This window comes from Janthinobacterium salmonicoloratum, assembly GCF_051380845.1.
GTDB lineage: Bacteria > Pseudomonadota > Gammaproteobacteria > Burkholderiales > Burkholderiaceae_D > Janthinobacterium > Janthinobacterium lividum_F.
This window is the reverse complement of the sequence record NZ_JBNYXV010000001.1, coordinates 705,471-727,717: the sequence shown is the minus strand read 5'-3', so window position 1 is coordinate 727,717 and position 22,247 is coordinate 705,471. Positions and strand designations below refer to the sequence as shown.

The following is a 22,247-nucleotide window of genomic DNA, read 5'->3' as shown; positions in this document are numbered from 1 at the left end:
TTTATGTTGATCGTGCTTTCGCCCGCCAAGAGTCTCGACCTGGAGACGCCGCCAACAACTTCGTTGCACAGCACCCCCGATTTTCTCGACCATTCCGCCCAGCTGATCGAGCGCATGCGCCAGTTTTCGCCCGCCGAAGTGGGCAGCCTGATGGGCATTTCCGACGCCTTGTCGGCCCTGAACGTGGCCCGCTACGCCTCCTGGACGCCCAAACTGGCGGAAGCGCGCCAGGCCATCATGGCTTTCAATGGCGACGTGTATGCCGGTTTCGAGGCGCGCAGCCTGCAGCCGGCCCAGCTCGACTATGCCCAGTCGCGCGTGCGCATCCTGTCGGGCCTGTACGGCTTGTTGCGCCCGCTGGATCTGATCCATCCGCACCGCCTGGAAATGGGCACGCGCCTGTCGACCACGCGCGGCAAGGATTTGTATGCGTTCTGGGGCGACACCATCACCAACGGCCTGAACCGCACGGCCAAGGAGCAGGGCGCGAAAGTGCTGGTCAATCTTGCTTCCGAAGAATATTTCAAATCCGTCAAGCCGCGCCAGTTGGACGTGCCCGTCATCGCGCCCGTGTTCGAGGACTGGAAGAACGGCAAGTATAAAATCATCTCGTTCTACGCCAAGCGCGCGCGCGGCATGCTGGCCCGCTATGCGGCGGTCAACGCCATCCGCGATCCAGAACAACTGAAACAGTTCGACGTCGACGGTTACGCGTATGTGCCGGAAGCGTCAAACGATAAAAGCTGGGTGTTCCGGCGCAGAGTGGGCGAATAAGTAAAAAAACCGGGCTAGCCCGGTTTTTTCTAATCTTACTGCCAGAATTTCCACCACTTGCGTTCCTTGTTCACCCCTTCCGGGCTGAGGAATGCCGTGTTCGGGTAGTTCTTGGTCAGCACGCGCAAGGCATCGTCGCGCAGGTCGGTCAAGCCCAGCTTGTCATACGAGCGGTACATGATGAACAGCGCTTCTTCGATGGCCGGCGAGGCGGCAAAGTCGCTGACCGTCGTTTGCGCGCGGTTGGCGGCGGCCAGGTAGGCGCCGCGGCGGTAGTAATAGCGCGCCACGTGCACTTCGTATTTCGCCATGGCATCGATCAAATAGTTCATGCGGGCCAGCGAATCGGGCGCATATTTGCTATTTGGGAACTTGTCGACCAGCTGCTTGAAGGCCGCAAACGCTTCGCGCGTGGCTTTCGGATCGCGCTCGGTCGGGTCTTGCTCGTACAGGAAGTTCAGGAAACTGATCTGGTCGTTAAAGCTGATCAGGCCCCGCAAGTAGTACATATAGTCTACATTGGCGTGGTTCGGATGCAACTTGATGAAGCGTTCGACGGCAGCCAGTGCCTGCGCCTGGTCTCCCGACTTATAATACGCGTAAGCGATCTCCATCTGCGCTTGCAGAGCATAGTTGCCGAAAGGATAGTTAGCCTCCAGCTTCTGGAACAGGCCGATTGCAGCTTCATAGTGCTGCCCGGCCATTTCTTCACGCGCCTCCGAGTATAATTTCGTAACGGACCAGTTTTTGGTCTCATCCACTTTTTCAGGCAACAAGCTGCAAGCGGACATGCCGAGCAGAACGACTGAAGCGACTACCAACGATAATTTTTTTTGCATGACGTTTTGCAAGAAGGTTTTAACCAAGATTTTACAATAGGCTGATTATAGCCGATGGGAATGCTGTGATATTAACTCCGAAGCCTAATTTGGCTGACCCCGCGTTTGACTCCCTTTCTGACCATGTTGCCGAAGAGGCGTTTGACGGCGATTTTGCCGCCGACGACGTCTTCGAGGAAATGGCCCCGATTACATTGGAACTGACGCCGGACGCCTGCGGCCACCGCCTCGATAAAGTGATCTCCAAGCTGGTGCCGCAATACTCGCGCAGCCGCTTGCAATTGTGGCTGGAAGCCGGTTTCGTGACCGTCGATGGAAAAGTTGCCAAACGCAACATGACCGCCTATGGCGACGAGAAGATCGTCATTCTGCCGCAAAGCGCGCCGGAAGACGAGGCTTTTAAGCCGGAAGCGATGGAATTGAACATCGTGCACGAAGATGAGCATATCATCGTGATCAACAAACCGGCCGGACTGGTCGTGCATCCGGGCCCCGGCAACTGGTCGGGCACCTTGCTCAACGGCCTGCTGCACCACTGCCCGCAACTGGCTGGCGTGCCGCGCGCCGGCATCGTGCACCGCCTGGACAAGGATACCAGTGGCCTGATGGTGGTGGGCAAGACCCTGGCCTCGCAAACGGACCTGGTGCGCCAGTTGCAGGCGCGCACCGTCAAGCGCGAATATTTCGCGCTCGTGTGGGGCACGCCGAAAATGGCGGGCACCATCGACGCATCCATCGCGCGCCACCCGCGCGACCGGGTCAAGATGGCTGTCTCGGAGAATTTCACCGCCAAGCCCGCCATCACGCACTATGAATTGATCGGCAGCGGTGAACTCGACCGCCGTCCCGTGAGCCTGATGCAATGCCGTCTGGAAACAGGCCGCACGCACCAGATCCGCGTGCACATGCAGCACCTGGGGTTTGCGCTCGTTGGTGACTCCGTGTATGGCAAGCAGCACCTGGTGTCCGTCTTCTCGCGCCAGGCGCTGCAGGCGCGCCGCCTGGGTCTCGTGCATCCGGGCACCCTGGAAGCATGCGAGTGGATCGTGCCGCTGGCCGACGATTTCGCGCAATTGATCGCCACAGCCGGCATTCCCGAGCCGGAACAGGTCTGATGACGTCACCGTTGCCCTGCATTCTTCCCGATTGGCCCGGCTTGCCCGCCAACGTGGGCGCGCTGGCGACCGTGCGTGCGGGCGGCATCAGCCAGGACCCCTACGGTGACGGGCAGGACGGCGGTGGCTTGAACCTGGGTACGCATGTGGGCGACGACCCCGCGCACGTGGCGGCCAACCGCGCGCGGCTGGCGGGCGTCTTGCCATCCGAGCCTGCCTGGCTGTCGCAGGTGCATGGCGTGGCCGTGGCCGATGCTGGCAAGCTGGACGGTTGCGTACCCGATGCCGACGCCAGCATCGCCACGCAGCCTGGCGCCGTATGCGTAGTGATGACGGCCGATTGCCTGCCGGTATTGTTCTGTTCGACCGATGGCTTGGTCGTCGGTGCGGCCCATGCGGGCTGGCGCGGCCTGGCCAACGGCGTCTTGCAGCGTACGGTGGACAGCATGCGCGCGCAGGGCGCGACGGACATCCTCGCCTGGCTGGGGCCGGCGATTGGTCCGCTGCAATTCGAAGTGGGGCAGGACGTGCTGCAAGCGTTCCGCGACGGCGCACGTGATGATGCCGAGCGGCAAGTGTTGAGCTCCGCCTTCGTCGCCCTCGATGGCAAGCCAGGCAAGTACCTGGCCGACATCTATGCCTTGGCGCGTACCATGCTGCTGCGCGATGGCGTGACGCAAGTGGCGGGTGGAGAATATTGCACCGTCAGCGATGCGGTGCAGTTTTATTCGTACCGGCGCGATGGCGTCACGGGAAGACAGGCCAGCTTGATCTGGCGCAAATAATCTGCACGGCAGACACTTATGTGTCTGCCGTTTTTGTTTTATCGTCTGCTGAGGCAAGCGCGCGGGCGTTCACTTCAGCGATACGCTCGGCCTTGCGTTTGCGTCGGCGCGAGCCCGTCAGATAGAATAGGATGGACAGCGGGATGACGCAGTACAGTACGAAGGTCATCACCCCGGCGACGATGGACGGTTCCGTCAGCGCCATGAGGCCGACGACATAGATCCAGGCAACAGCGGTCATGAGCATCATGAGTAGTGGCAGTCAGTAAAAGTTTGCATGCAGTTGGCCCGGAAGTAATTATTTATTAATTCTTGAATGGACTTACATTTTATGAATATGCCCGATCCTCAAATGATGACCAAGGAATGGATGGCGCAGATCAGCAATCCTGAGCAGTGGAAGACGTGGTTCAACATGGTACCGCAGCCCCAGGGCAATCCGATTGCCGGCATTTTGCAGGATGCGGGCGCCAGCATCAAGCCGGAAGCGATCGAGCAACTGAAAAATGCCTACGTGGCCAAGCTGACGGGCTTGTGGGCCGACTTTATGGCCGGCAAGGCGCCGCAGCTGAAAGACCGCCGTTTCGCCGCGCCCGCCTGGCACGCCAGCCCCCTGTCGGCATTCAATGCGGCAGCCTATTTGCTGAACGCGGAGTTTCTCAGCGCCATGGCCGATGCCGTGGAAGCGACGCCGCACCAGAAGCAAAAGATTGCGTTTGCCGTGCAGCAAATCGTCGACGCCATGTCGCCCGCCAATTTTCTTGCCACCAACCCCGACGCCCAGCAAACCCTGATCGAGACCAAGGGCGAAAGCCTGGCCAAGGGTTTGAGCAACATGCTGGCCGACATGGGCAAGGGCCGCATCTCGCAGTCCGACGAATCGGCGTTCGAAGTGGGGCGCAACGTGGCCACCACGCCGGGCACGGTGGTATTTGAAAACGCCTTGTTCCAGCTGATCCAGTACACGCCGACGACGGCCACGGTACACCAGCGGCCGCTGCTGATGGTGCCGCCGTGTATCAATAAATTCTATATCCTTGACTTGCAGCCGGAAAATTCGCTCGTGCGTTATGCGGTAGAGCAGGGCAATACCGTGTTCCTCATGTCCTGGCGCAATCCGGACCTGAGCATGCAGCACCTGACGTGGGACGATTATGTGGAGCAAGGCGTGATCGAAGCCATCCGGGTGACGCAAGACATTTCCGGCCAGGAAAAGCTCAATATGTTCGGCTTTTGCGTGGGCGGCACCATCGTCTCTACGGCGCTGGCCGTGCTCAAGGCGCGCGGCGAGAATCCGGCCGCCAGCCTGACTCTGTTGACCACCTTCCTTGATTTCTGCGACGCGGGCGCGCTCGACGTCTTTATTGACGAGCCGCAAGTGGCGCTGCGCGAGCAGAGCCTGGCCAAGGGCGGCCTGATGTCGGGCCGCGACCTGGGGAGTACGTTCTCGAGCCTGCGGCCGAACGACCTGGTGTGGAACTACGTGCAGTCGAATTATCTGAAAGGCAAGGAGCCACCCGCGTTCGACATGCTGTACTGGAATGGCGACGGCACGGGCTTGCCAGGCCCCATGTTCTGCTGGTATCTGCGCAACACTTACCTGGAAAACAGCCTGAAAGTGCCGGGCAAGCTGACGGTGGCCGGGGAACAGGTCGACCTGAGCAGCATCGATGCGCCCGCTTTCATCTACGGTTCGCGCGAAGACCATATCGTGCCCTGGGGCGCGGCTTACGCCAGCACGGCCTTGCTGAACCCGAAAAAGCCGAAAGCCAACCGTTTTATCCTGGGCGCTTCGGGCCATATCGCCGGCGTGATCAACCCGGCGTCGAAGAAAAAGCGCAGTTACTGGAGCAATGACGCAGGCAAAGGCGCACGCACGGCGAAAGCCAAGCCCTTGACTGCCGAGCAGTGGATGGAAGGCGCGACCGAGTACGTGGGCAGTTGGTGGCCCGAATGGGCGGCTTTCCTGGCCGAACACGGCGGCGCGCAGGTCAAGGCGCCAGGCAAGCCGGGCAACAAGCGCCACGCGGCAATCGAGCCGGCGCCGGGGCGGTATGTTAAAGTCAGGGCAGACTAGTTTATAAAAGCTTCTTGCCTGGCAAGACTGGCGTAATCTCCGGTCTTGTCAGGAATCTACTTTTAGTTGCGTTGCAATAAATGCGGGAATCTACTACCCTGATGTGCAATGGAGCCGTTTTCCACTCTATAATGGAAAAAGTAGGCAGGTGCGAAAGCGGACCCACGTTCGCTTTTTTTTCGGATTAACTCTGTACGCGCTGCGGCGCAATAAGTGGAACTTGTGATGAGTAGTGCAAAAAAAAGTATAGACCGCCTGATTAAAAAATATCCCAACCGCCGTCTGTATGACACGCAAACCAGTTCCTACATCACCTTGACGGACGTCAAGCAGTTGGTGTTGGACAATGAAGTGTTTACCGTCGTCGATGCCAAATCCAATGAGGATTTGACGCGCAGCATCTTGCTGCAAATCATTTTGGAAGAGGAAGCGAACGGCGCGCCCATGTTCTCGAGCAGCGTGTTGTCGCAGATCATACGCTACTATGGCCACGCCATGCAGGGCATGATGGGATCCTACCTGGAAAAGAACGTGCAAGCGTTCACCGACATCCAGCACAAATTCACGGGCACGTCGGCAGGCAGTTTCGAAGGCAAGCCCTTCAGCCCGGAAATGTGGACCCAGTTCATGAATGTCCAGGGCCCGATGATGCAAGGCATGATGAACAACTACATCGACCAGAGCAAGAGCCTGTTCGTGCAGATGCAGGAACAGATGCAGAGCCAGAGCAAGAATCTGTTCGGCACGTTTCCGTTTGTTCCGCCGGTTCCCCCGACCGACAAAAAGTAATCAATGCGATACACTCACGGGGCGATTCGATCGCCCGTGAGTTGTATCGGCGTCATCAAAACAGCATAGTTCTGCCAGCAAGGGGCGGCTCGGGGTACAATAGCCGATTCGCCTCACCATTTTACTAGCTGCCAACTATGTCTGAAATTCACCGTATTCCTGTTCCTTCCGCCCAGCCCGAGGCCATGCTGGCCATGCCAGGTGCGGCGCCGAAAGTGGGCTTTGTCTCGCTCGGCTGCCCGAAAGCGCTGGTCGATTCCGAACAAATCCTGACCCAACTGCGCGCCGAAGGCTACGAAACGGCGAAATCCTACGCTGGCGCCGATCTGGTGATCGTCAATACCTGCGGTTTTATCGATGCTGCCGTGCAAGAGTCGCTGGACGCCATCGGCGAAGCGCTGGCTGAAAACGGCAAGGTCATCGTCACCGGTTGCCTGGGCGCCAAGAAAGATGCTGCCGGCGACGACATCATCATGAAGGTGCACCCGAAAGTGCTGTCCGTCACCGGTCCGCACGCGCTGGCCGAAGTGATGGATTCCGTCCACTTGCACCTGCCGAAACCGCATGCGCCGTTCCTCGACCTGGTGCCGCCGCAAGGCGTCAAGCTGACGCCGAAGCACTATGCCTACCTGAAAATTTCCGAAGGCTGCAACCACCGCTGCAGCTTCTGCATCATCCCGTCCATGCGCGGCGACCTCGTCTCGCGCCCGATCGGTGAACTGATGATCGAAGCGGAAAACCTGTTCAAGGCCGGCGTCAAGGAATTGCTGGTCATTTCGCAAGACACCTCGGCGTATGGCGTGGACGTGAAATTCCGTTCCGGCTTCTGGAATGGCCGTCCCGTGAAAACCCACATGACGCAGTTGACGGAAGCGCTGGGCGAACTGGCCAAGTCCTACGGCGCCTGGGTGCGCTTGCACTATGTATATCCATACCCGCACGTGGACCAGATCATCCCGATGATGAGCGGCGGCCACATCCTGCCATACCTCGATATTCCGATGCAGCATGCGCACCCTGACGTGTTGAAACGCATGAAGCGCCCGGCCAGCGGCGAGAAAAACCTCGACCGCATCCAGGCCTGGCGCGCCATCAACCCGGACCTGACGATACGCTCGACCTTCATCGCCGGTTTCCCTGGCGAAACGGAAGCGGAATTCGAATATTTGCTCGACTTCCTCAAGGAAGCGCAGATCGACCGCCTCGGTTGCTTCGCCTATTCGCCTGTCGAAGGCGCGACGGCCAACGCAATCGCCAATCCTGTGCCGGAAGAGCTGCGCGAAGAGCGTCGCGGCCGCGTGATGCTGCTGCAGGAAGAAATTTCCAAGAAACGCCTGCAAGCCAAGGTCGGCAAGACCGTGCGCGTACTGATCGATGAAGTCACCCGCTCCGGCGGCGTGGGCCGCTCGTCCGCCGATGCGCCGGAAATCGATGGCGTCGTGTATGTGAAGCCGCCGTTTGAGCCGCACCGCAAGCTGGCAGTCGGTCAATTCGTCGACGTGACGATCACCTCAGCCGATGCGCACGACCTGTGGGGGGCGGCAGAATAAGTATTTTGATGCAGGTGTAACACTCTGTCAGACGTACGGCAGGCAAGGGCATAAGCCCTTACAATCAAGGCGGACCAGCAATTGCTGGCCCGCCTTTTTTTTATTTTCCGACGCCATGACCACACCAAAATCTCCGCAAACCGCGCTGATCCACAGCGATTACCAGGCGCCGCAAGGTTTTGCCGCCTTTCCCAACGCCATACATCACGCATCGACCGTGCTGTTCAAGGACGTGGCGGCCATGCGTTCGGGCGACTGGAAAGAGAAAAACGCCTACACCTACGGCTTGCACGGCACGCCCACCACGTTCACCCTGGAAGCGCGGCTGGCCGAGATCGAAGGGGGCACACACTGCCTGCTGGCCCCATCGGGCCTGGCGGCCATCGCCATGGCGGACTTTGCCCTGCTGAAAACGGGCGATGACGTTTTATTGCCGGAAAATATCTACAATCCGAACCGCGAACTGGGACGCTGGCTGGCGCAGGACTTCGGCATCACGGCACGTTACTACGACCCGCTGATCGGCGCCGGTATCGCGGCCCTGATTCAGCCAAACACCAAACTGATCTGGACGGAAGCGCCAGGCTCCGTGACGATGGAAGTGCCGGACTTGCCCGCCATTTGCGCAGCCGCCCACGCGCGCGGCGTGCTGGTGGCTTTGGATAACACCTGGTCGGCCGGCCTGGCCCTGCGCGGCTTTGACCTGGGCGTGGACATCATCATGCAGGCGCTGACGAAGTACCAGTCGGGCGGCTCCGACGTGCTGATGGGCGCGCTCATTACGCGCGAGCGGGCGCTGCACGACCGCCTGGCGCAGGCGCACATGCGTCTGGGCATGGGCGTGGGGGCGGATGACGCCTATCTGGTGCTGCGCGGCTTACCCACCATGAAGCTGCGTTTCGACGCCCACGATGCGGGCGCGCGCACGGTGGCCGCCTGGCTCAAGGATAGGGCCGAGATCGCCACGGTGCTGCATCCGGCTTTCGACGATTGCCCTGGTCACGCCATCTGGCAGCGCGATTTCACGGGCGCGGGCGGCTTGTTTTCCGTGCTGTTCGATGCCCGTTACACGGAGGCGCAAACGGACCGTTTCGTCGACGCCTTGCAGTTGTTCAAGATTGGCTACAGCTGGGGCGGCGCGAACAGCCTGGTGATGCCGTACCGCATCGCCGCCATGCGCAAGGGTTGGCAGTTGCCTGGCCAGCTGGTGCGCCTGAATGTGGGACTGGAAGATCCGCAGGATCTGATCGCCGATATCGAACGGGCGTTCGCGGTGATGTAGGCAGCGGCAAGCCGTTGGCTTGCCGCGAAATACCTTTTACATGGGCACGGGCTTGTTGTTGTTCAGGTCGAGGAAGCCGCGCAGCAAGCGGTAGGCTTTCCACAGCCAGGCCACGCCCCACACGAGGAACGCCAGTGGAATGCCGATCAGCGTGATCCACAGGATGGCGCCGACGACGATCCAGGCCACATACCACCAGAAGGAACGGATCATCCAGCTGTGATGGCTGTACACGAAGGTCCCGGCCGCCTCGTCCCGCTTCACATAATTGATGATGAGCGGAATGAAGGAAAACGCGCCCAGCGAAAACACAAAGCTGGCGCCATGTATCAGGTACAGCCACCAGGCCATGTTTTTGGTCTGCTGGAGTTGGGTATCCAAAATAATATCTTGTGACATGAAAGCTCCCGTCGTTGCTCAATTTTTAATTGTAACAAGCAAAGCGGCACGGGAGCGCAGTCCATGCAAAAAGGCGAAATACATTGTTGAAACGAGATCGATATCCTGCCTTGGCCGCGCGCGCCAGGTCGTGGCTGCGGCGCGCGGTGCCGGCCTTGCTGCTGTGCGCCACGGTGGCCCATGCCGCCGGCGCCCCCCTGGAGGCGGAGTTCGCCGCCGGCTTGAAGGATGAAGGCCTGGCGGGCGCCGTCTGGAGCGAAGTCTTGCCCGATGGCACAGTGCGCACGGGCGCCGCCGGTTTGCGCGACGCCGCCAGGCACATGCCCATGCAGGCGGACACGCGCGTACAGGTGGGTTCCGTGGGCAAGGTGGCGCTGGCGCTGGGCGTCTTGCGCCTGGTCAGCGAAGACCGGCTCACGCTCGATACGCCCTTGCAGCAGGTGCTGCCGGAATTGGCGCTGAAAAACCCGTGGCAAGCCAGCGACCCCGTGCGCATTCGCCACCTGCTGGCGCACACGTCCGGCCTGGATAATGTGCGCTTCTGGCAGGCGTTCAGCCTTAACCCTGCGCCGGACACGCCGCTGGCCGAGGCTTTTGACGGCGGCGGCAATCTGCTGCGCGTGCGCGCCCGGCCCGGCAGCCGCTATGCGTATTCCAACATGGGTTATGGCTTGCTGGGCATGGTGATCGAAAAAGTCACGGGCCAGCCCTACGAACGCTATCTCGATGCGCAGCTGCTGCAGCCGCTGGGCATGGCGGACAGCACGTTTGCCTTCGTGACGCAAACGAGCACGCAGACGGGCGCGCAGGCGGGCGCGCAGCTCGATCCGCGCCTGGCCATGGGCCACTTCGAGCATGGCGTGGCGCAGCCGGCCGTGCCCCAGTATTTGCGCCCGGCCGCGCAATTCACCACCACGGCGGCCGACATGGCCAAGCTGGCGCAATTCCTGATGGGCGACGGCAAGCTGCAGGGCAAGCGCTTCATCGACCTGGCGCTGATGGGCGCCTTGTCCGAACCGGCCGGTACGGATGCGGCGCAGGCAGGCCTGGCAACGGGCCACGGCCTGGCGCTTGCCGTGCGCGACCGCCACAATGTGGTGGGCGCCTGCCACCCCGGCACGGCCGTGGGCTTCCGCGCCATGCTGTGCCTTTATCCGGAACAGGACAGTGCATTTTTCGTGGCCTTCAACACGGATGCCGAGCAGGCCGACTATGAACGCTTCAACCGCCTGCTGCTGCGCGACCTGGAACTGCCGCTGCGCGCGCCGGCCCCGCACGGCATGCCCGCGCCCACGGTGGAAAACTGGCAGGGCGTGTATGTGCCGTCGCCCAGCCCTATGGCCAGCATGGCCTGGGTCGATGCCGTTTTCGGCTTTACGCGCCTGAAATGGGATGGCGAATCGCTGTTCCTGATCCCGTTCCAGGGCGAGCCGAAGGAACTGGAGCCGGTGGGCGGCTTGCTGTTCCGCGCCAGCGATCGCAGCACGCCGTCGCACGTGCTGATGCAAGAGGATGGCAAGCATGTGCTCAGCGATGGCTTGCGCAGCTATGAGCGGGCGTCGATGTTGCGCATGCTGGTGTTGTGGGGCAGCCTGGCCCTGGGCATGGCGGGCTTGCTGTACGTGCTGGTGGTGGGTGTGTGGCGCGCTGCGCTGCGCAGCCTGGGGCGGGGCGACCATCTGTTTGCGCCTTTGCTGTCGATGCTGGCGCTGCTCTTACCGCTGCCGTTCTTCTATTTCCAGTCTTACTTGCGTCTGGGCGACGTCACCATCGCCAGCGTGCTGCTGGCACTGGCGACGGGTGCGCTGCCACTGGCGACGGCGTTCGGCCTGGCCCGCTGCTGGCGTAGCCGCGGCACGGCGGCCGAGGCGGGCTCGTGGGCGAAATGGGATTGGGTCGCCTTGCTGGCGGCGCTGCAACTGCTGCTGGTGCTGGCCTGGTGGGGCTTGCTGCCGCTGCGCCTGTGGCAGCTGTAGCAGCTGTAGCGAGCGCTCAGCGCCAGACTTGCAGCAGCCGGCGCCACCAGCGCTGCGCTGGCGTGGTCCGTGCAGCGTGTTCGGCGCGGCCGGCCCGCTTGGCGCGATAGCTGGCCGCCGCCATTTGCAGGCCGATGCGGTCCATCGCCGCCATCGCCTCGGCTTCCTGCGGCGACAAGCCATGCCTCAAGGCTTGAGTTCGGGGATCGAGCAGGAAGGCTGCACGCAGGGCGTCGTCCGTGTACAGCCTTGCCAAATAGGTTTCCAGTGCGGGGGAACTCATGCGTTTCGCCCCGAGCGCAAGGCCGCGCGCGCCAATTCCAGCTGGCCCAGCACATGGTCGAACGATGGGTAATTGCCGTCGCGTTCGACGATCACCGTCAAGGGCTGGGGCGCATGGCGCGCCAGCACGGTCAATAAAGCGAAGACTGCGGGCGGCACATCGTGCAGATGGTCGTCCAGCAGGCGCTGGCCGCCGTCAGGCGCAGCTATCCAGTGGCCACCGCTCAGGTGCACGGCGCCAACCCTGTCCAGGGGAAAGCGCAGCAGCAGTTGCTCCGGCTCTTCGCCAAAATTGACGGCATTCGCATACAGGTTGTGCAGGTCGAGCAGCAGCGGCACTTGCGCGCCGTCGATGATTTGCGTCAGCCATGCGGCCTCGTCCATCGTGCTGGCGGGCGGCTGGACCAGGGTGGCGATGTTTTCCATCAGCGGCGCGCTGCCGACGATGCGCGTGGCCAGCGCGATATTGGCCACTGCGCCGGCGGCGCTCTGGGGCGTGCGCGGCGGCGCCGCCAAGTGGCCGATTTCCACGCCGCCGGCGCGCACGAAACTCAGGTGCTCGGACCACGATTCGGCTTGCACCTGCCGCATCAGGCGCGCCATCGCATGCAGCCGGCGCGGGGCGGCGGGAATCGTCGACGCCAGCCCCATGCCGACGCCGTGCAGGCTGACAGGCACCTGGCGCGCCAGGCTGCTCAAGGCCGCGATGCCGGCGCCCGAGGCGCGGTAGTAATCGTCGGCGATCACTTCCAGCACGTCGATGTGGGTCAGGTTGGACAGGATGCCGGCAGCCAGTTCGCCGCGCCAGCCCAGGCCGACGCGGTCGCGTGTGGCCTCCAGGCTAACTGCCACAGCCGCCACCACCGCCGCAACCGCCGCAGCCGCTGCCGCACGAAGAGCCGCCGCCGTCGCCGCCCGAGGAGGAACCGCTCGAGTCGCCGGACGACGAGTCGCTGCCCGTGTTTTGCCGGGGTACCGGGTACAGCTCGGCGACATACGCGTACACCGACGGTGGCAGGGCGCCGATGCCGAAGATGGCGGCCAGCAGTGCCATGTCGGCGCTGCTGTTGCCCGCCTGCAGGCGCGATGCGCGCATGTTCAGGCGGCCAAACAGCATGCGCAAGTCGGTCAGCAGGCGCTGCGCGCTCCAGCTGGTCGACTGGGTGCGCAAGCCGCGCAGCATGAGCAGGAATATCGCCAGCAGCAGCGCCAGGAACAGCAGGTTGTAGTGCTGGCGGCTGATGGCGATGACGGCCTTGACGGCGGCCACCGTCAGCAGCAGGTAGTGTGCGGCCCATGTGATGCGTTCGCGCCGCAGCAGCAGCGGCGGGCCGACCAGCAATTCCTGCTGCGTCAAGGTGTCCAGGTAGGCGCGGCACGACGGCAGCATCTCGGCCTGCACGGCCAGCTCTTTGCTGTGGCCCTGGCGGCCCAGGTACAGCCGCAGCACGTCGCGTTCGATGTCATGGCTGGCAAAGCGCAGGCTGTCGGCGCTGGCCGTTTCCAGCAGCGGGCCATCGGCGCGCAGCAAGCCGCGGTCGACCAGCACGATGGCGGCGATTTTCACGGCTTCGAGCGCGCCGCCGCGCAAGAAGGCGATGCGGTAGGGATCATCGGCCAGCGACAGCTGGGCGTGCGGATTGCGCAATTCCCGGCGGATCAGCAGCTCGCGCACGCTGTAATACACAAGCACGCCGAAGAGCAGGTAGGCCAGCAGGAACCACGGCCCGCTCCAGTCAAACGGATTGTAGCCGTTCACCGCATCGACTCCGCGTGTTCGCGCAAGCGCTCGGTAATCGTCATCAGACCCGTAAAGGCGGGCAGGGCCTGCCCCGGCGCCAGGCGCGCCGTTTCGCGCGCCGCCGACATGGCTTGCAGGGCCGTGTGCAGGGCTGGCTCGCCCAGCTGGTCGACAAACGCTTCGAGCGCCTGCTTGCCGGATAGCGCAGACTTGCCCTCCAGCTGCGCCAGCGACGCTGCGGCCGAGCGCAGCGGACCGGCTGCGTCGGCAATGGCGCCGGCCAGCTGTTCTTCATTCAGGCTCACTAGCATATACCGTTCGCGCATGCGCACCTGCTGGTTCAGCAGCACTTGCCGCAGCCGGCGCAGTACGGCGTCGCGGCTGGTGTGCAGGCTGGCGAAAGGGTCAACGCCGTGCAGCACCTTGTGGCGCGCGATGATGTCGGCGAACTTGACGGCGAAGGCGTCGGCGGCCTGCGTCAATTCGCCCTCGAGCAGGAACATCACCTGCAAATCGATGGCGGCGTGCGCCAGGCGCAAGGGCCCGCGCAGCGCATCGGCCGCTGGCGGCGTAAAGCGCTTGAGCAGCAACAGCAGGTTGACGTCGGAGGTGGCGCGCAACTGGCCATCAGCGGCCGAGCCAAACAGCACGGCGGCGGCAAGGTCGGCGCCGAAGGCACTTTGCGCGGCGGCGACAAACACGTCCAGGTGGCGTTGTATCTCTTCTGGCAGCGGTGGCGGCATGCGGTGTTCTTTCACGAGGGGTTGGCACGATGGCATAAGTTTGCAATATAGCAAACTTATGCCATCGTGCGCGCACCGCCAAGCGCCGCCAGGTCAGCTCAGGACGTTCAGCAAGCCGTCGAGTCCCACAAAGTTCAGCGCCACGTCGGCTTGCGAGCGCACCACGGGCTTGGCGCGGAAGGCCACGGACAGGCCGGCGATGCCCATCATTTTCAAGTCGTTGGCGCCGTCGCCCATGACGATGGCCTGCGATGGCGCAATGCCCAGCTCCGCGCAGACGCGCTCCACCGTGCGCTGCTTTTCCTCGGCGTCGACGATGCCGCCAATGACTTTGCCCGTCAGCTTGCCGTCGACGATTTCCAGTTCGTTCGCATGCGTGTAATCGAGGCCCAGACGCGCCTTCAGACGCTCGGTGAAGAAGGTAAAGCCACCCGAGACCAGCAGGGTTTTCAGGCCGGCCTTCTGCACGGCCGCCAGCATGGCTTCCGCACCCGGCGACAGTTTCAGGCGCTCGTCGTAGACGCGCTGCAGGGCCGATGCATCGAGGCCTTCGAGCAGGGCCACGCGCTGCTTCAGACTGGCGGCAAAATCGAGTTCGCCGCGCATGGCCGCTTCCGTGATGGCCGCCACTTGCGGTTTCAAGCCCTGCATGTCGGCGATTTCATCGATGCACTCGATGGTGATCAGGGTCGAATCCATGTCCATCGCCACCAGCTTGAATTCACTCAGTTCGCGCTGGCCCATCATGTAGGTGGCGTCCAGCTGGGCCGCCTGGGCCGCCACTTCGATGGTGGGGCGCAGCGCGGGCGAATAGGCGATCTGTTCGCAGCGCACGGCGTTCGGTCCCAGCCGCGTGATGGCCGCGGGCGCGGCCAGCGCGGCGATGCGTTCGAGGCGGGCGCTATCGCCGTCCAGGCCCTGCAGGATCAGATTCATGGTGATGGTCTTGGTATTGGTCATGGGGCAGTCCTGCATAGAGTATCGAAATGGTCTACACCGTCAATTGCTTGATGGTGGTCTTGATCTGCGTCACGCGCGCGGCCAGGTCCGGCATGGCGGCCGTGATTTTCAGCTTGTCCTGGCCATGCAGCTTGATATGGCGGTTCTTCTGGATCAAGTCGATGATGCGCATCGGGTCGATGGGCGGCTTGGCCATGAATTGCAGGGTGGCCGCCTCGCCATGCACGTCGATCTTGACGATGCCCACGGTTTTCGCCGCGATGCGCAAGCGGTGCGTCTCGACCAGGGCCTTGACGGCGTCGGGCAGCTTGCCGAAGCGGTCGATCAGCTCCTCCTGGATATCGTCGATCTTGTCCTGCGTGGCGCAGTTGGCCAGGCGCTTGTAGATCGACAGGCGCTCGTGCACGTCGCCGCAAAAATCCGCCGGCAGCAGGGCAGGCACGTGCAGGTTGATTTCCGTCGTCGACGCCAGCGGCGCGGCCAGGTCCGGCTCCTTGCCGGCTTTCAGCGAGCGCACGGCTTCATTGAGCATGTCCGAATACAGCTGGAAGCCGATTTCCGTCATCTCGCCCGACTGGCTCTCGCCCAGCACCTCGCCGGCGCCGCGGATTTCCAGGTCGTGCATGGCCAGGTAAAAGCCGCTGCCCAGTTCTTCCATCTGCTGGATGGCGTCCAGGCGGCGCTGCGCCAGTTTCGTAAGGCCCTGCACGTCGTGCACCAGCAGGTAGGCGTAGGCCTGGTGATGCGAGCGTCCCACGCGGCCGCGCAGCTGGTGCAGCTGTGCCAGGCCGAACTTGTCGGCGCGGTGCATGATGATGGTGTTCGCCGTCGGCACGTCGATGCCGGTTTCAATGATCGTCGTGCACAGCAGGATATTGAAACGCTGGGCGACGAAGTCGCGCATGACTTTTTCCAGGTCGCGCTCATGCATCTGGCCGTGCGCCACGGCGATGCGCGCCTCAGGCAGCAATTCCGTCAGCATGGCCAGGCGGTTCTGGATGGTTTCCACCTCATTGTGCAGGAAGTAGATCTGGCCGCCGCGTTTGAGTTCGCGCAAGCATGCCTCGCGGATGATGGCTTCACCCTCGCTGCGCACGAACGTCTTGATGGCCAGGCGCTTTTGCGGCGCCGTGGCGATGATGGAAAAGTCGCGCAAGCCTTCCAGCGCCATGCCCAAGGTGCGCGGGATCGGCGTGGCCGTCAGGGTCAGCACGTCCACTTCCGCACGCAGGGCCTTCAACGCTTCCTTCTGGCGCACGCCGAACCTGTGTTCCTCGTCGATGATGACCAGGCCCAGGCGGGTAAATTTGACGTCGTCCGACAGCAGTTTATGCGTGCCGATGACGATGTCGATGGTGCCGTCGGCCATGCCCTTGAACGCCTGCGTGATCTCCTTGCCGCTGCGGAAACGGGACAATTCCGCGATGCGCACGGGCCAGTCGGCGAAGCGGTCGGCGAAGGTTTGCGCATGCTGTTCCGCCAGCAGGGTGGTAGGCGCCAGGATGGCCACCTGCTTGCCGCCCATCACGGCGATAAACGCCGCGCGCAGCGCCACTTCCGTCTTGCCGAAGCCGACGTCGCCGCAGACGAGGCGGTCCATCGGCTTGCCCGAAGTCATGTCCTTGATGACATTGTGGATGGCCTCGGCCTGGTCCGGCGTCTCGTCGAAGCCGAAGCTGTCGGCGAAACGCTGGTAGTCGTGCGCGGAGAATTCGAAGGAGTGGCCCTGGCGCAGCGCGCGGCGCGCGTACAGGTTGAGCAGCTCTGCGGCCGTGTCGCGCACCTGTTCGGCAGCGCGCTTCTTCGCTTTTTCCCACTGGCCCGAACCGAGCGAGTGCAGCGGCGCGTCTTCCGGCGACGCGCCCGAATAGCGGGAAATGACGTGCAACTGCGACACGGGCACGTACAGCTTGGTGTCCTTGGCGTATTCGAGGTGCAAAAACTCCGTCTCGCCTTCGCCCAGGTCCATGCTGGTCAGGCCCATGTAGCGCCCGATGCCGTGGTTGATGTGCACCACGGGGTCGCCGATTTTCAGCTCCGACAGGTCGCGCACCATCGACTCGACCTGCGTCACGCCTTCCTGTTTTTTTGTGCCGACCCGGCGGCCGGAACCGGCATACAGCTCGGTTTCCGTGATGAAGGCCAGGTTGCCATCCGGCGTGAACAGCTCGAAACCCGCGTGCAGCGGCGCCACGCCCAGCATCAGCTTGGCGTCGGACTGCAGGAAGCCGTCGCTGCCTTCCACCGGCGTCAGGTGCAGATCGTATTCGGTGAAGTACTGCTGCAAGGTTTCGCGGCGGCCGTTCGATTCGGCGCAGATCATCACGCGGCGGCCAGATTGCAGCAGGTAGCTGCGCAGGTTGGCCAGCGGATCGTCGGCGCGGCGGTTGACGGCGATGTTCGGCACGGGCGCCGACAGTTCGGACGCCAGCGCATCGTTCGATTTGGCTATCGCCAGGCGCGGATACGGTTTGGCCAGGCCGAAGAACTGCTCGTCGGTCAGGAACAGCGCTTCGGGCGGCAGGATCGGCCGCTCGCGGTCCGCCTTCAAAAAGCGGTAGCGCGATTGCGTGTCGGTCCAGAAGCGCCCGATGGCCGCGTCGATCTCGCCCACCAGGGCCAGCGAGGCGTCTTCCGGCAGATAGTCGAACATGGTGGCCGTCTGCTCGAAGAACAGGGGCAGATAGTATTCGATACCGGCCGAGGCGATGCCGCTGCTGATGTCCTTGTAGACGACCGAGCGCGATGGGTCGCCTTCGAACTGTTCGCGCCAGCGGTTGCGGAAGGTGGTGCGGGCCGCTTCGTCCATGGGAAATTCGCGGCCCGGCAGCAAGCGCACCTCGTGCACCGGATACAGCGAGCGCTGGGTGTCGGCGTCGAAGGTGCGGATGGTTTCGATGGTGTCGCCGAACAGGTCGAGCCGGTAAGGCAGGGCGGAGCCCATGGGGAACAGGTCGAGCAGGCCGCCGCGCACCGAGTATTCGCCGGGCGACATCACTTGCGAGACATGGCTGTAGCCGGCCAGGGTCAGCTGCGACTTCAATCGCGCTTCGTCGAGCTTTTCGCCCTTCTTGAAGAAGAAGGTGTAGGCGGCCAAAAAGGACGGTGGCGCCAGGCGCACGAGCGCTGTGGTGGCCGGCACGATCAGGACGTCGCACTGGCGCGTCTGGATTTCGTGCAGGGTGGCCAGGCGCTCGGAGACCAGGTCCTGGTGCGGCGAAAAGGCGTCGTAGGGCAGGGTTTCCCAATCCGGCAGCAGATGGCAGCGCAGTTCCTTGCCGCCAAACCAGGGGATTTCATCGAGCAGGCGCTGGCCGTCGCTGGCCTGCGCCACCACCACGGCCAGCATCTGGCCCCGCGCTTTCAATTCCAGCGCGGCCAGCGCCAGGGCATAGGCGTCGGATGAACCATACAGGGCGGGCAGCGCATAGCGGTTGCCGGGCTTGGGGAGGGCTTTTTTTAAGTCTAAGGACATGCAGGCGATGACACTAGTGGCAGAGGCAGTTGAGTGGGACAGCTGTGGTGCGCGCAGCGCCGCCAGTGACGGCGCTGACAGGCGAGATTATAGACCATCGCCCTTATCTCCGCGCTTGAGAAAACCGTCGCGAGCGGCAGTGATTTGTGGCTAAGAAGCGCAACCGTACTTTAGTACGGTGAGCATCGCAGGCCGCAAAGCACGACGTGCAGCAGGTTTTATCCTGCACGCACATTCGCGATACCGAAGGGGACATGCACCATGGGGATGGTGCCGCCCGCCGATTTCAGGTGGCTCAGCTGGTCGTCGAAGAAGATATGCGGCTTGAACACGGCCAGCACGCGCGATTTGTCCATGCCGCCCAGGAAAAACGTCTCGTCGGCCGCCACGCCCCAGCTTTTCAGGGTCGTCACGACTCTTTCGTGCGAAGGCGCGTTGCGCGCCGTGATGATGGCGATGCGCAGGATCTTCTTGTAGCCGGGATCGCGCCGCTGCGCTTTTTCTTCCAGGCGCTGCATGGTGGCCAGCTTCTGGAACAGGTCGGCCAGCGGCCCGGGGCGGTGCGGCGTGCCCACGTTCAGGGTTTCATGGGCGTGGAATTCATCGACGTCATTGTTGCGCTTGAACACGGTTTCCGCTTCGTCGTCGGCGATCACGCCGTCGAAATCGAAGGCCACGCGCAGCTCTTCGTCGTTCTCGTCGTCTTCCGTGCGCGACGGCAGCACCAGGCCGGCCGGATAGTTGCAGGCCAGCGCGCTGCGCACGTCATCTTCATTCGCGCTGAGGAAGAGCGAGGCGTTGAAGGCGGGCAGGTAGGGGTAGGGCGACTTGCCCGTCATGAAGGCGGCGCGCGAGATATCCAGGCCGTAGTGGGCGATGCTGTGCATCACGCGCAAGCCCGTTTCCGGCGAATTGCGCGAAAACAGCACCACTTCCACGGGCGACTGGCGCGGATAGTGCTTGTTGATGTTCAGGAAGCGGCGGATGAAGGGAAAGGCCACGCCGCGCGGCAAGACCGTGTCGATATGCGTTTCCTGGTACTTGCGGTATTCCTCGGGGCCGTTGTCGAGGTAGACCTGGTGCGATTCGGCCAGGTCGAACAGGGCGCTGGAAGCGACCCCGATCACCAGTTTGTGTTCGATTGGATAAGCCATGCTGTGCCTGTGGTGTGCGTGTTGCTCATCTTATACGACTATTAAGTGCGCAGCCAATAGTGGCGCACGGGGATTTTTCGCACCAAAGCAGGGCGCCAGGCCAATTTTTCTGACCTCTGTGCAATACGCACCACAGTAAAGAAATAAATATTGTTTTGTATCAAGTATGTATCAGTCAGAAACATATTTTTCCTCTATGCTTCCACTTATAAAATCTCGCCAATTGTAACGAAGCGTACGCCCCACCCCCGCCACCTTTATACAAATGTCAGCTGTTTTACTCGAACATGCCAGCCTCAACCTCGCCAGCAGCCGTCGTGACTTTATAAAGGACCTAGCCATGTTTAAGAATTTACTGATCAAATGGAAGTTGGCGACGCTCGTCGCCGTGATGATGGCAGCCTTGCTGGTGGTGGGCATCTGCGGTTACACGGGCATTGCCACCGTGGGCCGCGCCGTCAATGAAATCGGCGTGGTGCGCCTGCCGTCGATCCAGGGCTTGATGATGATCAGCGAAGGCCAGACGGCTGTCGCCGCGGCCACCCTGACGGCCGCCATCTATGAAAACAATTACCAGGCACAGGACAAGTTCGCGGAAGCGCTGCAGCTGCGCACCAAGGCCTGGAACAATATCGAGGCGGGCCGCAAGCTGTACGAGCCGCTGCCGCAAACCCCCGAGGAAGCCGTGCTGTGGCAGCGTTTCCAGGGCGAGTGGACGGCCTGGAAGGCGGACGACGACAAGGTGCGCGCCATCTTGCGCCAGCTGGCCGACAACCGCGACGAGCAACAGCAAAAGACCCTGTTCGTGACGTTCTATCAGCAGTACCTGGATTCGCGCGCGCTGTTCGGCAAGGCCGAAGGCACGCTCAACGAGATCATCAAGCTCAATAACGGCGTGGCCGACGCCAGCGTCAAGGACGGCAGCGCGGCCGTGATCCGCTCGGAAAGCCTGATGGTCATCCTTGGCCTGCTGGCCTCCGCGCTGGGCATCGGCTGTGCCGCCTACATCACGCGCGCCATCACGCAGCCGATCAACTTGGCCGTGAAAGTGGCGCAGACGGTGGCTTCGGGCGACCTGACGAGCCATATCGAGGTGCACACGACGGAAGAAACGGGCCAGCTGCTGCAGGCGCTCAAAGACATGAATTCCAGCCTGGTCAACATCGTCGGCCAGGTGCGCAGCGGCACGGAGACCATCGCCACGGCCTCGTCTGAAATTGCCAGTGGCAATCTGGACCTGTCCTCGCGCACGGAAGAACAAGCCAGTTCGCTGGAAGAGACGGCATCGTCGATGGAAGAGCTGACGTCGACCGTGCGGCAGAACGCCGACAATGCCCAGCAGGCCAACCAGCTGGCGCTGAGCGCCTCGGGCGTGGCGGTGAAGGGCGGCGCCGTGGTGGGCAAGGTGGTCGAGACCATGGACGCCATCAACGATTCGTCGCGCAAGATCGTCGACATCATTTCCGTCATCGACGGCATCGCCTTCCAGACGAATATCCTGGCCCTGAATGCCGCCGTGGAAGCGGCGCGCGCGGGCGAGCAGGGGCGCGGCTTCGCCGTGGTGGCGACGGAAGTGCGTAATCTGGCGCAAAGATCCGCTGGCGCAGCGAAAGAAATCAAGACCCTGATCGGCGACTCCGTGGTGGCGGTCGACGCGGGCAGCAAGCTGGTGGCCGAGGCGGGCAGCACGATGGCTGAAATCGTCTCCAGCGTGCAGCGCGTGACGGACATCATGGCGGAAATCAGCCTGGCCACGCAGGAGCAAAGCTCGGGCATCGACCAGATCAACCAGGCCATCGGCCAGATGGACCAGGTGACGCAGCAAAACGCGGCCTTGGTGGAGGAGGCGGCCGCCGCAGCCGAATCCTTGCAGGAGCAATCGGGCCATTTGGCCGAGGTGGTCAGCGTCTTCAAGCTCGATGGCGGACAGGCGCCCGCCGCGCGCTCGAAGCCTGTGGCCCGGCGTGCCGTAGCGGCCAGCGCGGCGCCGAAGCGTCCGGCACCGCGTCCCACCGCAGGCCGCCCGGCCCTGCACGCCGTGCCGTCCCCGCAGCGCAGCGCGCCGCGCGACGACGAGTGGGAAGTGTTCTGACGGATTGACGGCGCCAGCATGCGCTACCGGACGGCCGCCTTGCGCGGCCGTTTTTACATGCGTGCACTGCGGTTACTACTTACTAAAAAAACAGCGTTATAAAAATAGCTGTTTTGCCATCTAAGCAAATCTTTGCAAAACTTAACGCGACATTGCTTGTGAGATAACTCACACTGGCTGCCGTAACACCCTTGTTCCCGCCTCGGCCACATCC

General features: G+C 62.6%; 19 protein-coding genes. 9 read left to right on the top strand and 10 right to left on the bottom strand.

Features of this window, described 5'->3' with window-relative positions:
* Window positions 1-3 precede the first annotated feature (3 nt).
* Window positions 4-774, top strand: a complete 771-nt coding sequence (yaaA, locus tag ACQ4WY_RS03350; RefSeq protein ID WP_436502815.1) for a peroxide stress protein YaaA — start codon at window positions 4-6, stop codon at window positions 772-774.
* A gap of 35 nt (window positions 775-809) precedes the next feature.
* Here the strand turns inward: yaaA and ACQ4WY_RS03345 are convergent, their stop codons facing one another.
* Window positions 810-1,613, bottom strand: coding sequence for an outer membrane protein assembly factor BamD (locus ACQ4WY_RS03345; protein ID WP_219116005.1), 804 nt, complete (start codon window positions 1,611-1,613; stop codon window positions 810-812).
* A gap of 89 nt (window positions 1,614-1,702) precedes the next feature.
* Here ACQ4WY_RS03345 and ACQ4WY_RS03340 point away from each other — a divergent pair, with 89 nt between their 5' ends.
* The gene (locus ACQ4WY_RS03340) at window positions 1,703-2,728 is read left to right on the top strand and encodes an RluA family pseudouridine synthase (protein WP_436502814.1); all 1,026 of its coding nucleotides are present in this window, start codon (window positions 1,703-1,705) and stop codon (window positions 2,726-2,728) included.
* Window positions 2,728-3,513, top strand: a complete 786-nt coding sequence (gene pgeF / locus ACQ4WY_RS03335) for a peptidoglycan editing factor PgeF (RefSeq protein ID WP_436502813.1) — start codon at window positions 2,728-2,730, stop codon at window positions 3,511-3,513. Before ACQ4WY_RS03340 ends, pgeF begins: the two co-directional genes overlap by 1 nt.
* Window positions 3,514-3,529: 16 nt before the next feature.
* On the opposite strand, the gene ACQ4WY_RS03330 is transcribed toward pgeF, so the two are convergent.
* Window positions 3,530-3,763, bottom strand: a complete 234-nt coding sequence (locus ACQ4WY_RS03330) for a hypothetical protein (protein ID WP_436502812.1) — start codon at window positions 3,761-3,763, stop codon at window positions 3,530-3,532.
* An 81-nt stretch (window positions 3,764-3,844) separates the two neighbouring features.
* Between ACQ4WY_RS03330 and phaC the strand changes: the two genes are divergently transcribed.
* The 4 genes from phaC to ACQ4WY_RS03310 all read left to right on the top strand — a co-directional run bounded on the left by phaC (window position 3,845) and on the right by ACQ4WY_RS03310 (window position 9,211).
* On the top strand, window positions 3,845-5,590 hold the full coding sequence (phaC, locus tag ACQ4WY_RS03325; protein ID WP_436502811.1) for a class I poly(R)-hydroxyalkanoic acid synthase: 1,746 nt from the start codon (window positions 3,845-3,847) through the stop codon (window positions 5,588-5,590).
* Window positions 5,591-5,815: 225 nt separating this feature from the next.
* Complete coding sequence (gene phaR, locus ACQ4WY_RS03320; protein ID WP_010399000.1) at window positions 5,816-6,379, top strand: polyhydroxyalkanoate synthesis repressor PhaR; 564 nt, start codon at window positions 5,816-5,818, stop codon at window positions 6,377-6,379.
* A gap of 194 nt (window positions 6,380-6,573) precedes the next feature.
* Entirely contained in the window at window positions 6,574-7,929 is a 1,356-nt protein-coding gene (rimO, locus tag ACQ4WY_RS03315; RefSeq protein WP_010398991.1) for a 30S ribosomal protein S12 methylthiotransferase RimO, read from the top strand.
* Between the two features lie 115 nt (window positions 7,930-8,044).
* Window positions 8,045-9,211, top strand: coding sequence for a cystathionine beta-lyase (locus tag ACQ4WY_RS03310; RefSeq protein WP_436502810.1), 1,167 nt, complete (start codon window positions 8,045-8,047; stop codon window positions 9,209-9,211).
* A 36-nt stretch (window positions 9,212-9,247) separates the two neighbouring features.
* On the opposite strand, the gene ACQ4WY_RS03305 is transcribed toward ACQ4WY_RS03310, so the two are convergent.
* Window positions 9,248-9,610, bottom strand: a complete 363-nt coding sequence (locus ACQ4WY_RS03305; RefSeq protein WP_436502809.1) for a DUF4870 family protein — start codon at window positions 9,608-9,610, stop codon at window positions 9,248-9,250.
* 86 nt (window positions 9,611-9,696) lie between these two features.
* Between ACQ4WY_RS03305 and ACQ4WY_RS03300 the strand changes: the two genes are divergently transcribed.
* Window positions 9,697-11,586: a serine hydrolase domain-containing protein gene (locus ACQ4WY_RS03300; RefSeq protein WP_436502808.1), complete on the top strand. Its 1,890-nt coding sequence runs from the start codon at window positions 9,697-9,699 to the stop codon at window positions 11,584-11,586.
* Window positions 11,587-11,602: 16 nt separating this feature from the next.
* Here the strand turns inward: ACQ4WY_RS03300 and ACQ4WY_RS03295 are convergent, their stop codons facing one another.
* From ACQ4WY_RS03295 to ACQ4WY_RS03265, 7 genes are all read right to left on the bottom strand, one after another.
* Window positions 11,603-11,869: a hypothetical protein gene (locus tag ACQ4WY_RS03295; RefSeq protein WP_436502807.1), complete on the bottom strand. Its 267-nt coding sequence runs from the start codon at window positions 11,867-11,869 to the stop codon at window positions 11,603-11,605.
* Window positions 11,866-12,720, bottom strand: a complete 855-nt coding sequence (locus ACQ4WY_RS03290) for an MbnB/TglH/ChrH family RiPP precursor modification enzyme (protein WP_436502806.1) — start codon at window positions 12,718-12,720, stop codon at window positions 11,866-11,868. Before ACQ4WY_RS03290 ends, ACQ4WY_RS03295 begins: the two co-directional genes overlap by 4 nt.
* Complete coding sequence (locus tag ACQ4WY_RS03285) at window positions 12,710-13,627, bottom strand: TIGR04222 domain-containing membrane protein (RefSeq protein ID WP_436502805.1); 918 nt, start codon at window positions 13,625-13,627, stop codon at window positions 12,710-12,712. Before ACQ4WY_RS03285 ends, ACQ4WY_RS03290 begins: the two co-directional genes overlap by 11 nt.
* On the bottom strand, window positions 13,624-14,352 hold the full coding sequence (locus tag ACQ4WY_RS03280; protein WP_436502804.1) for a hypothetical protein: 729 nt from the start codon (window positions 14,350-14,352) through the stop codon (window positions 13,624-13,626). The genes ACQ4WY_RS03285 and ACQ4WY_RS03280 overlap by 4 nt, the downstream gene beginning before the upstream one ends.
* A 93-nt stretch (window positions 14,353-14,445) precedes the next feature.
* Window positions 14,446-15,312, bottom strand: coding sequence for a phosphoserine phosphatase SerB (serB, locus tag ACQ4WY_RS03275; RefSeq protein ID WP_436502803.1), 867 nt, complete (start codon window positions 15,310-15,312; stop codon window positions 14,446-14,448).
* Window positions 15,313-15,343: 31 nt separating this feature from the next.
* Window positions 15,344-18,787, bottom strand: a complete 3,444-nt coding sequence (gene mfd, locus ACQ4WY_RS03270; protein ID WP_436502802.1) for a transcription-repair coupling factor — start codon at window positions 18,785-18,787, stop codon at window positions 15,344-15,346.
* 218 nt (window positions 18,788-19,005) lie between these two features.
* Window positions 19,006-19,941, bottom strand: a complete 936-nt coding sequence (locus ACQ4WY_RS03265; protein ID WP_436502801.1) for a 5'-nucleotidase — start codon at window positions 19,939-19,941, stop codon at window positions 19,006-19,008.
* Window positions 19,942-20,281: 340 nt separating this feature from the next.
* Between ACQ4WY_RS03265 and ACQ4WY_RS03260 the strand changes: the two genes are divergently transcribed.
* Window positions 20,282-22,033: a methyl-accepting chemotaxis protein gene (locus tag ACQ4WY_RS03260; protein WP_436502800.1), complete on the top strand. Its 1,752-nt coding sequence runs from the start codon at window positions 20,282-20,284 to the stop codon at window positions 22,031-22,033.
* Window positions 22,034-22,247: the final 214 nt, after the last annotated feature.

Coding starts and splice junctions, on each gene's coding strand:
- ACQ4WY_RS03310 (WP_436502810.1), top strand. CDS start 8,045: ATGACCACACCAAAATCTCCGCAAACCGCGCTGATCCACAGCGATTAC.
- ACQ4WY_RS03280 (WP_436502804.1), bottom strand. CDS start 14,352: ATGCCGCCACCGCTGCCAGAAGAGATACAACGCCACCTGGACGTGTTT.
- yaaA (WP_436502815.1), top strand. CDS start 4: ATGTTGATCGTGCTTTCGCCCGCCAAGAGTCTCGACCTGGAGACGCCG.
- ACQ4WY_RS03345 (WP_219116005.1), bottom strand. CDS start 1,613: ATGCAAAAAAAATTATCGTTGGTAGTCGCTTCAGTCGTTCTGCTCGGC.
- ACQ4WY_RS03295 (WP_436502807.1), bottom strand. CDS start 11,869: ATGAGTTCCCCCGCACTGGAAACCTATTTGGCAAGGCTGTACACGGAC.
- serB (WP_436502803.1), bottom strand. CDS start 15,312: ATGACCAATACCAAGACCATCACCATGAATCTGATCCTGCAGGGCCTG.
- phaR (WP_010399000.1), top strand. CDS start 5,816: ATGAGTAGTGCAAAAAAAAGTATAGACCGCCTGATTAAAAAATATCCC.
- ACQ4WY_RS03330 (WP_436502812.1), bottom strand. CDS start 3,763: ATGATGCTCATGACCGCTGTTGCCTGGATCTATGTCGTCGGCCTCATG.
- ACQ4WY_RS03265 (WP_436502801.1), bottom strand. CDS start 19,941: ATGGCTTATCCAATCGAACACAAACTGGTGATCGGGGTCGCTTCCAGC.
- ACQ4WY_RS03260 (WP_436502800.1), top strand. CDS start 20,282: ATGTTTAAGAATTTACTGATCAAATGGAAGTTGGCGACGCTCGTCGCC.
- ACQ4WY_RS03305 (WP_436502809.1), bottom strand. CDS start 9,610: ATGTCACAAGATATTATTTTGGATACCCAACTCCAGCAGACCAAAAAC.
- phaC (WP_436502811.1), top strand. CDS start 3,845: ATGAATATGCCCGATCCTCAAATGATGACCAAGGAATGGATGGCGCAG.
- rimO (WP_010398991.1), top strand. CDS start 6,574: ATGCCAGGTGCGGCGCCGAAAGTGGGCTTTGTCTCGCTCGGCTGCCCG.
- mfd (WP_436502802.1), bottom strand. CDS start 18,787: ATGTCCTTAGACTTAAAAAAAGCCCTCCCCAAGCCCGGCAACCGCTAT.
- pgeF (WP_436502813.1), top strand. CDS start 2,728: ATGACGTCACCGTTGCCCTGCATTCTTCCCGATTGGCCCGGCTTGCCC.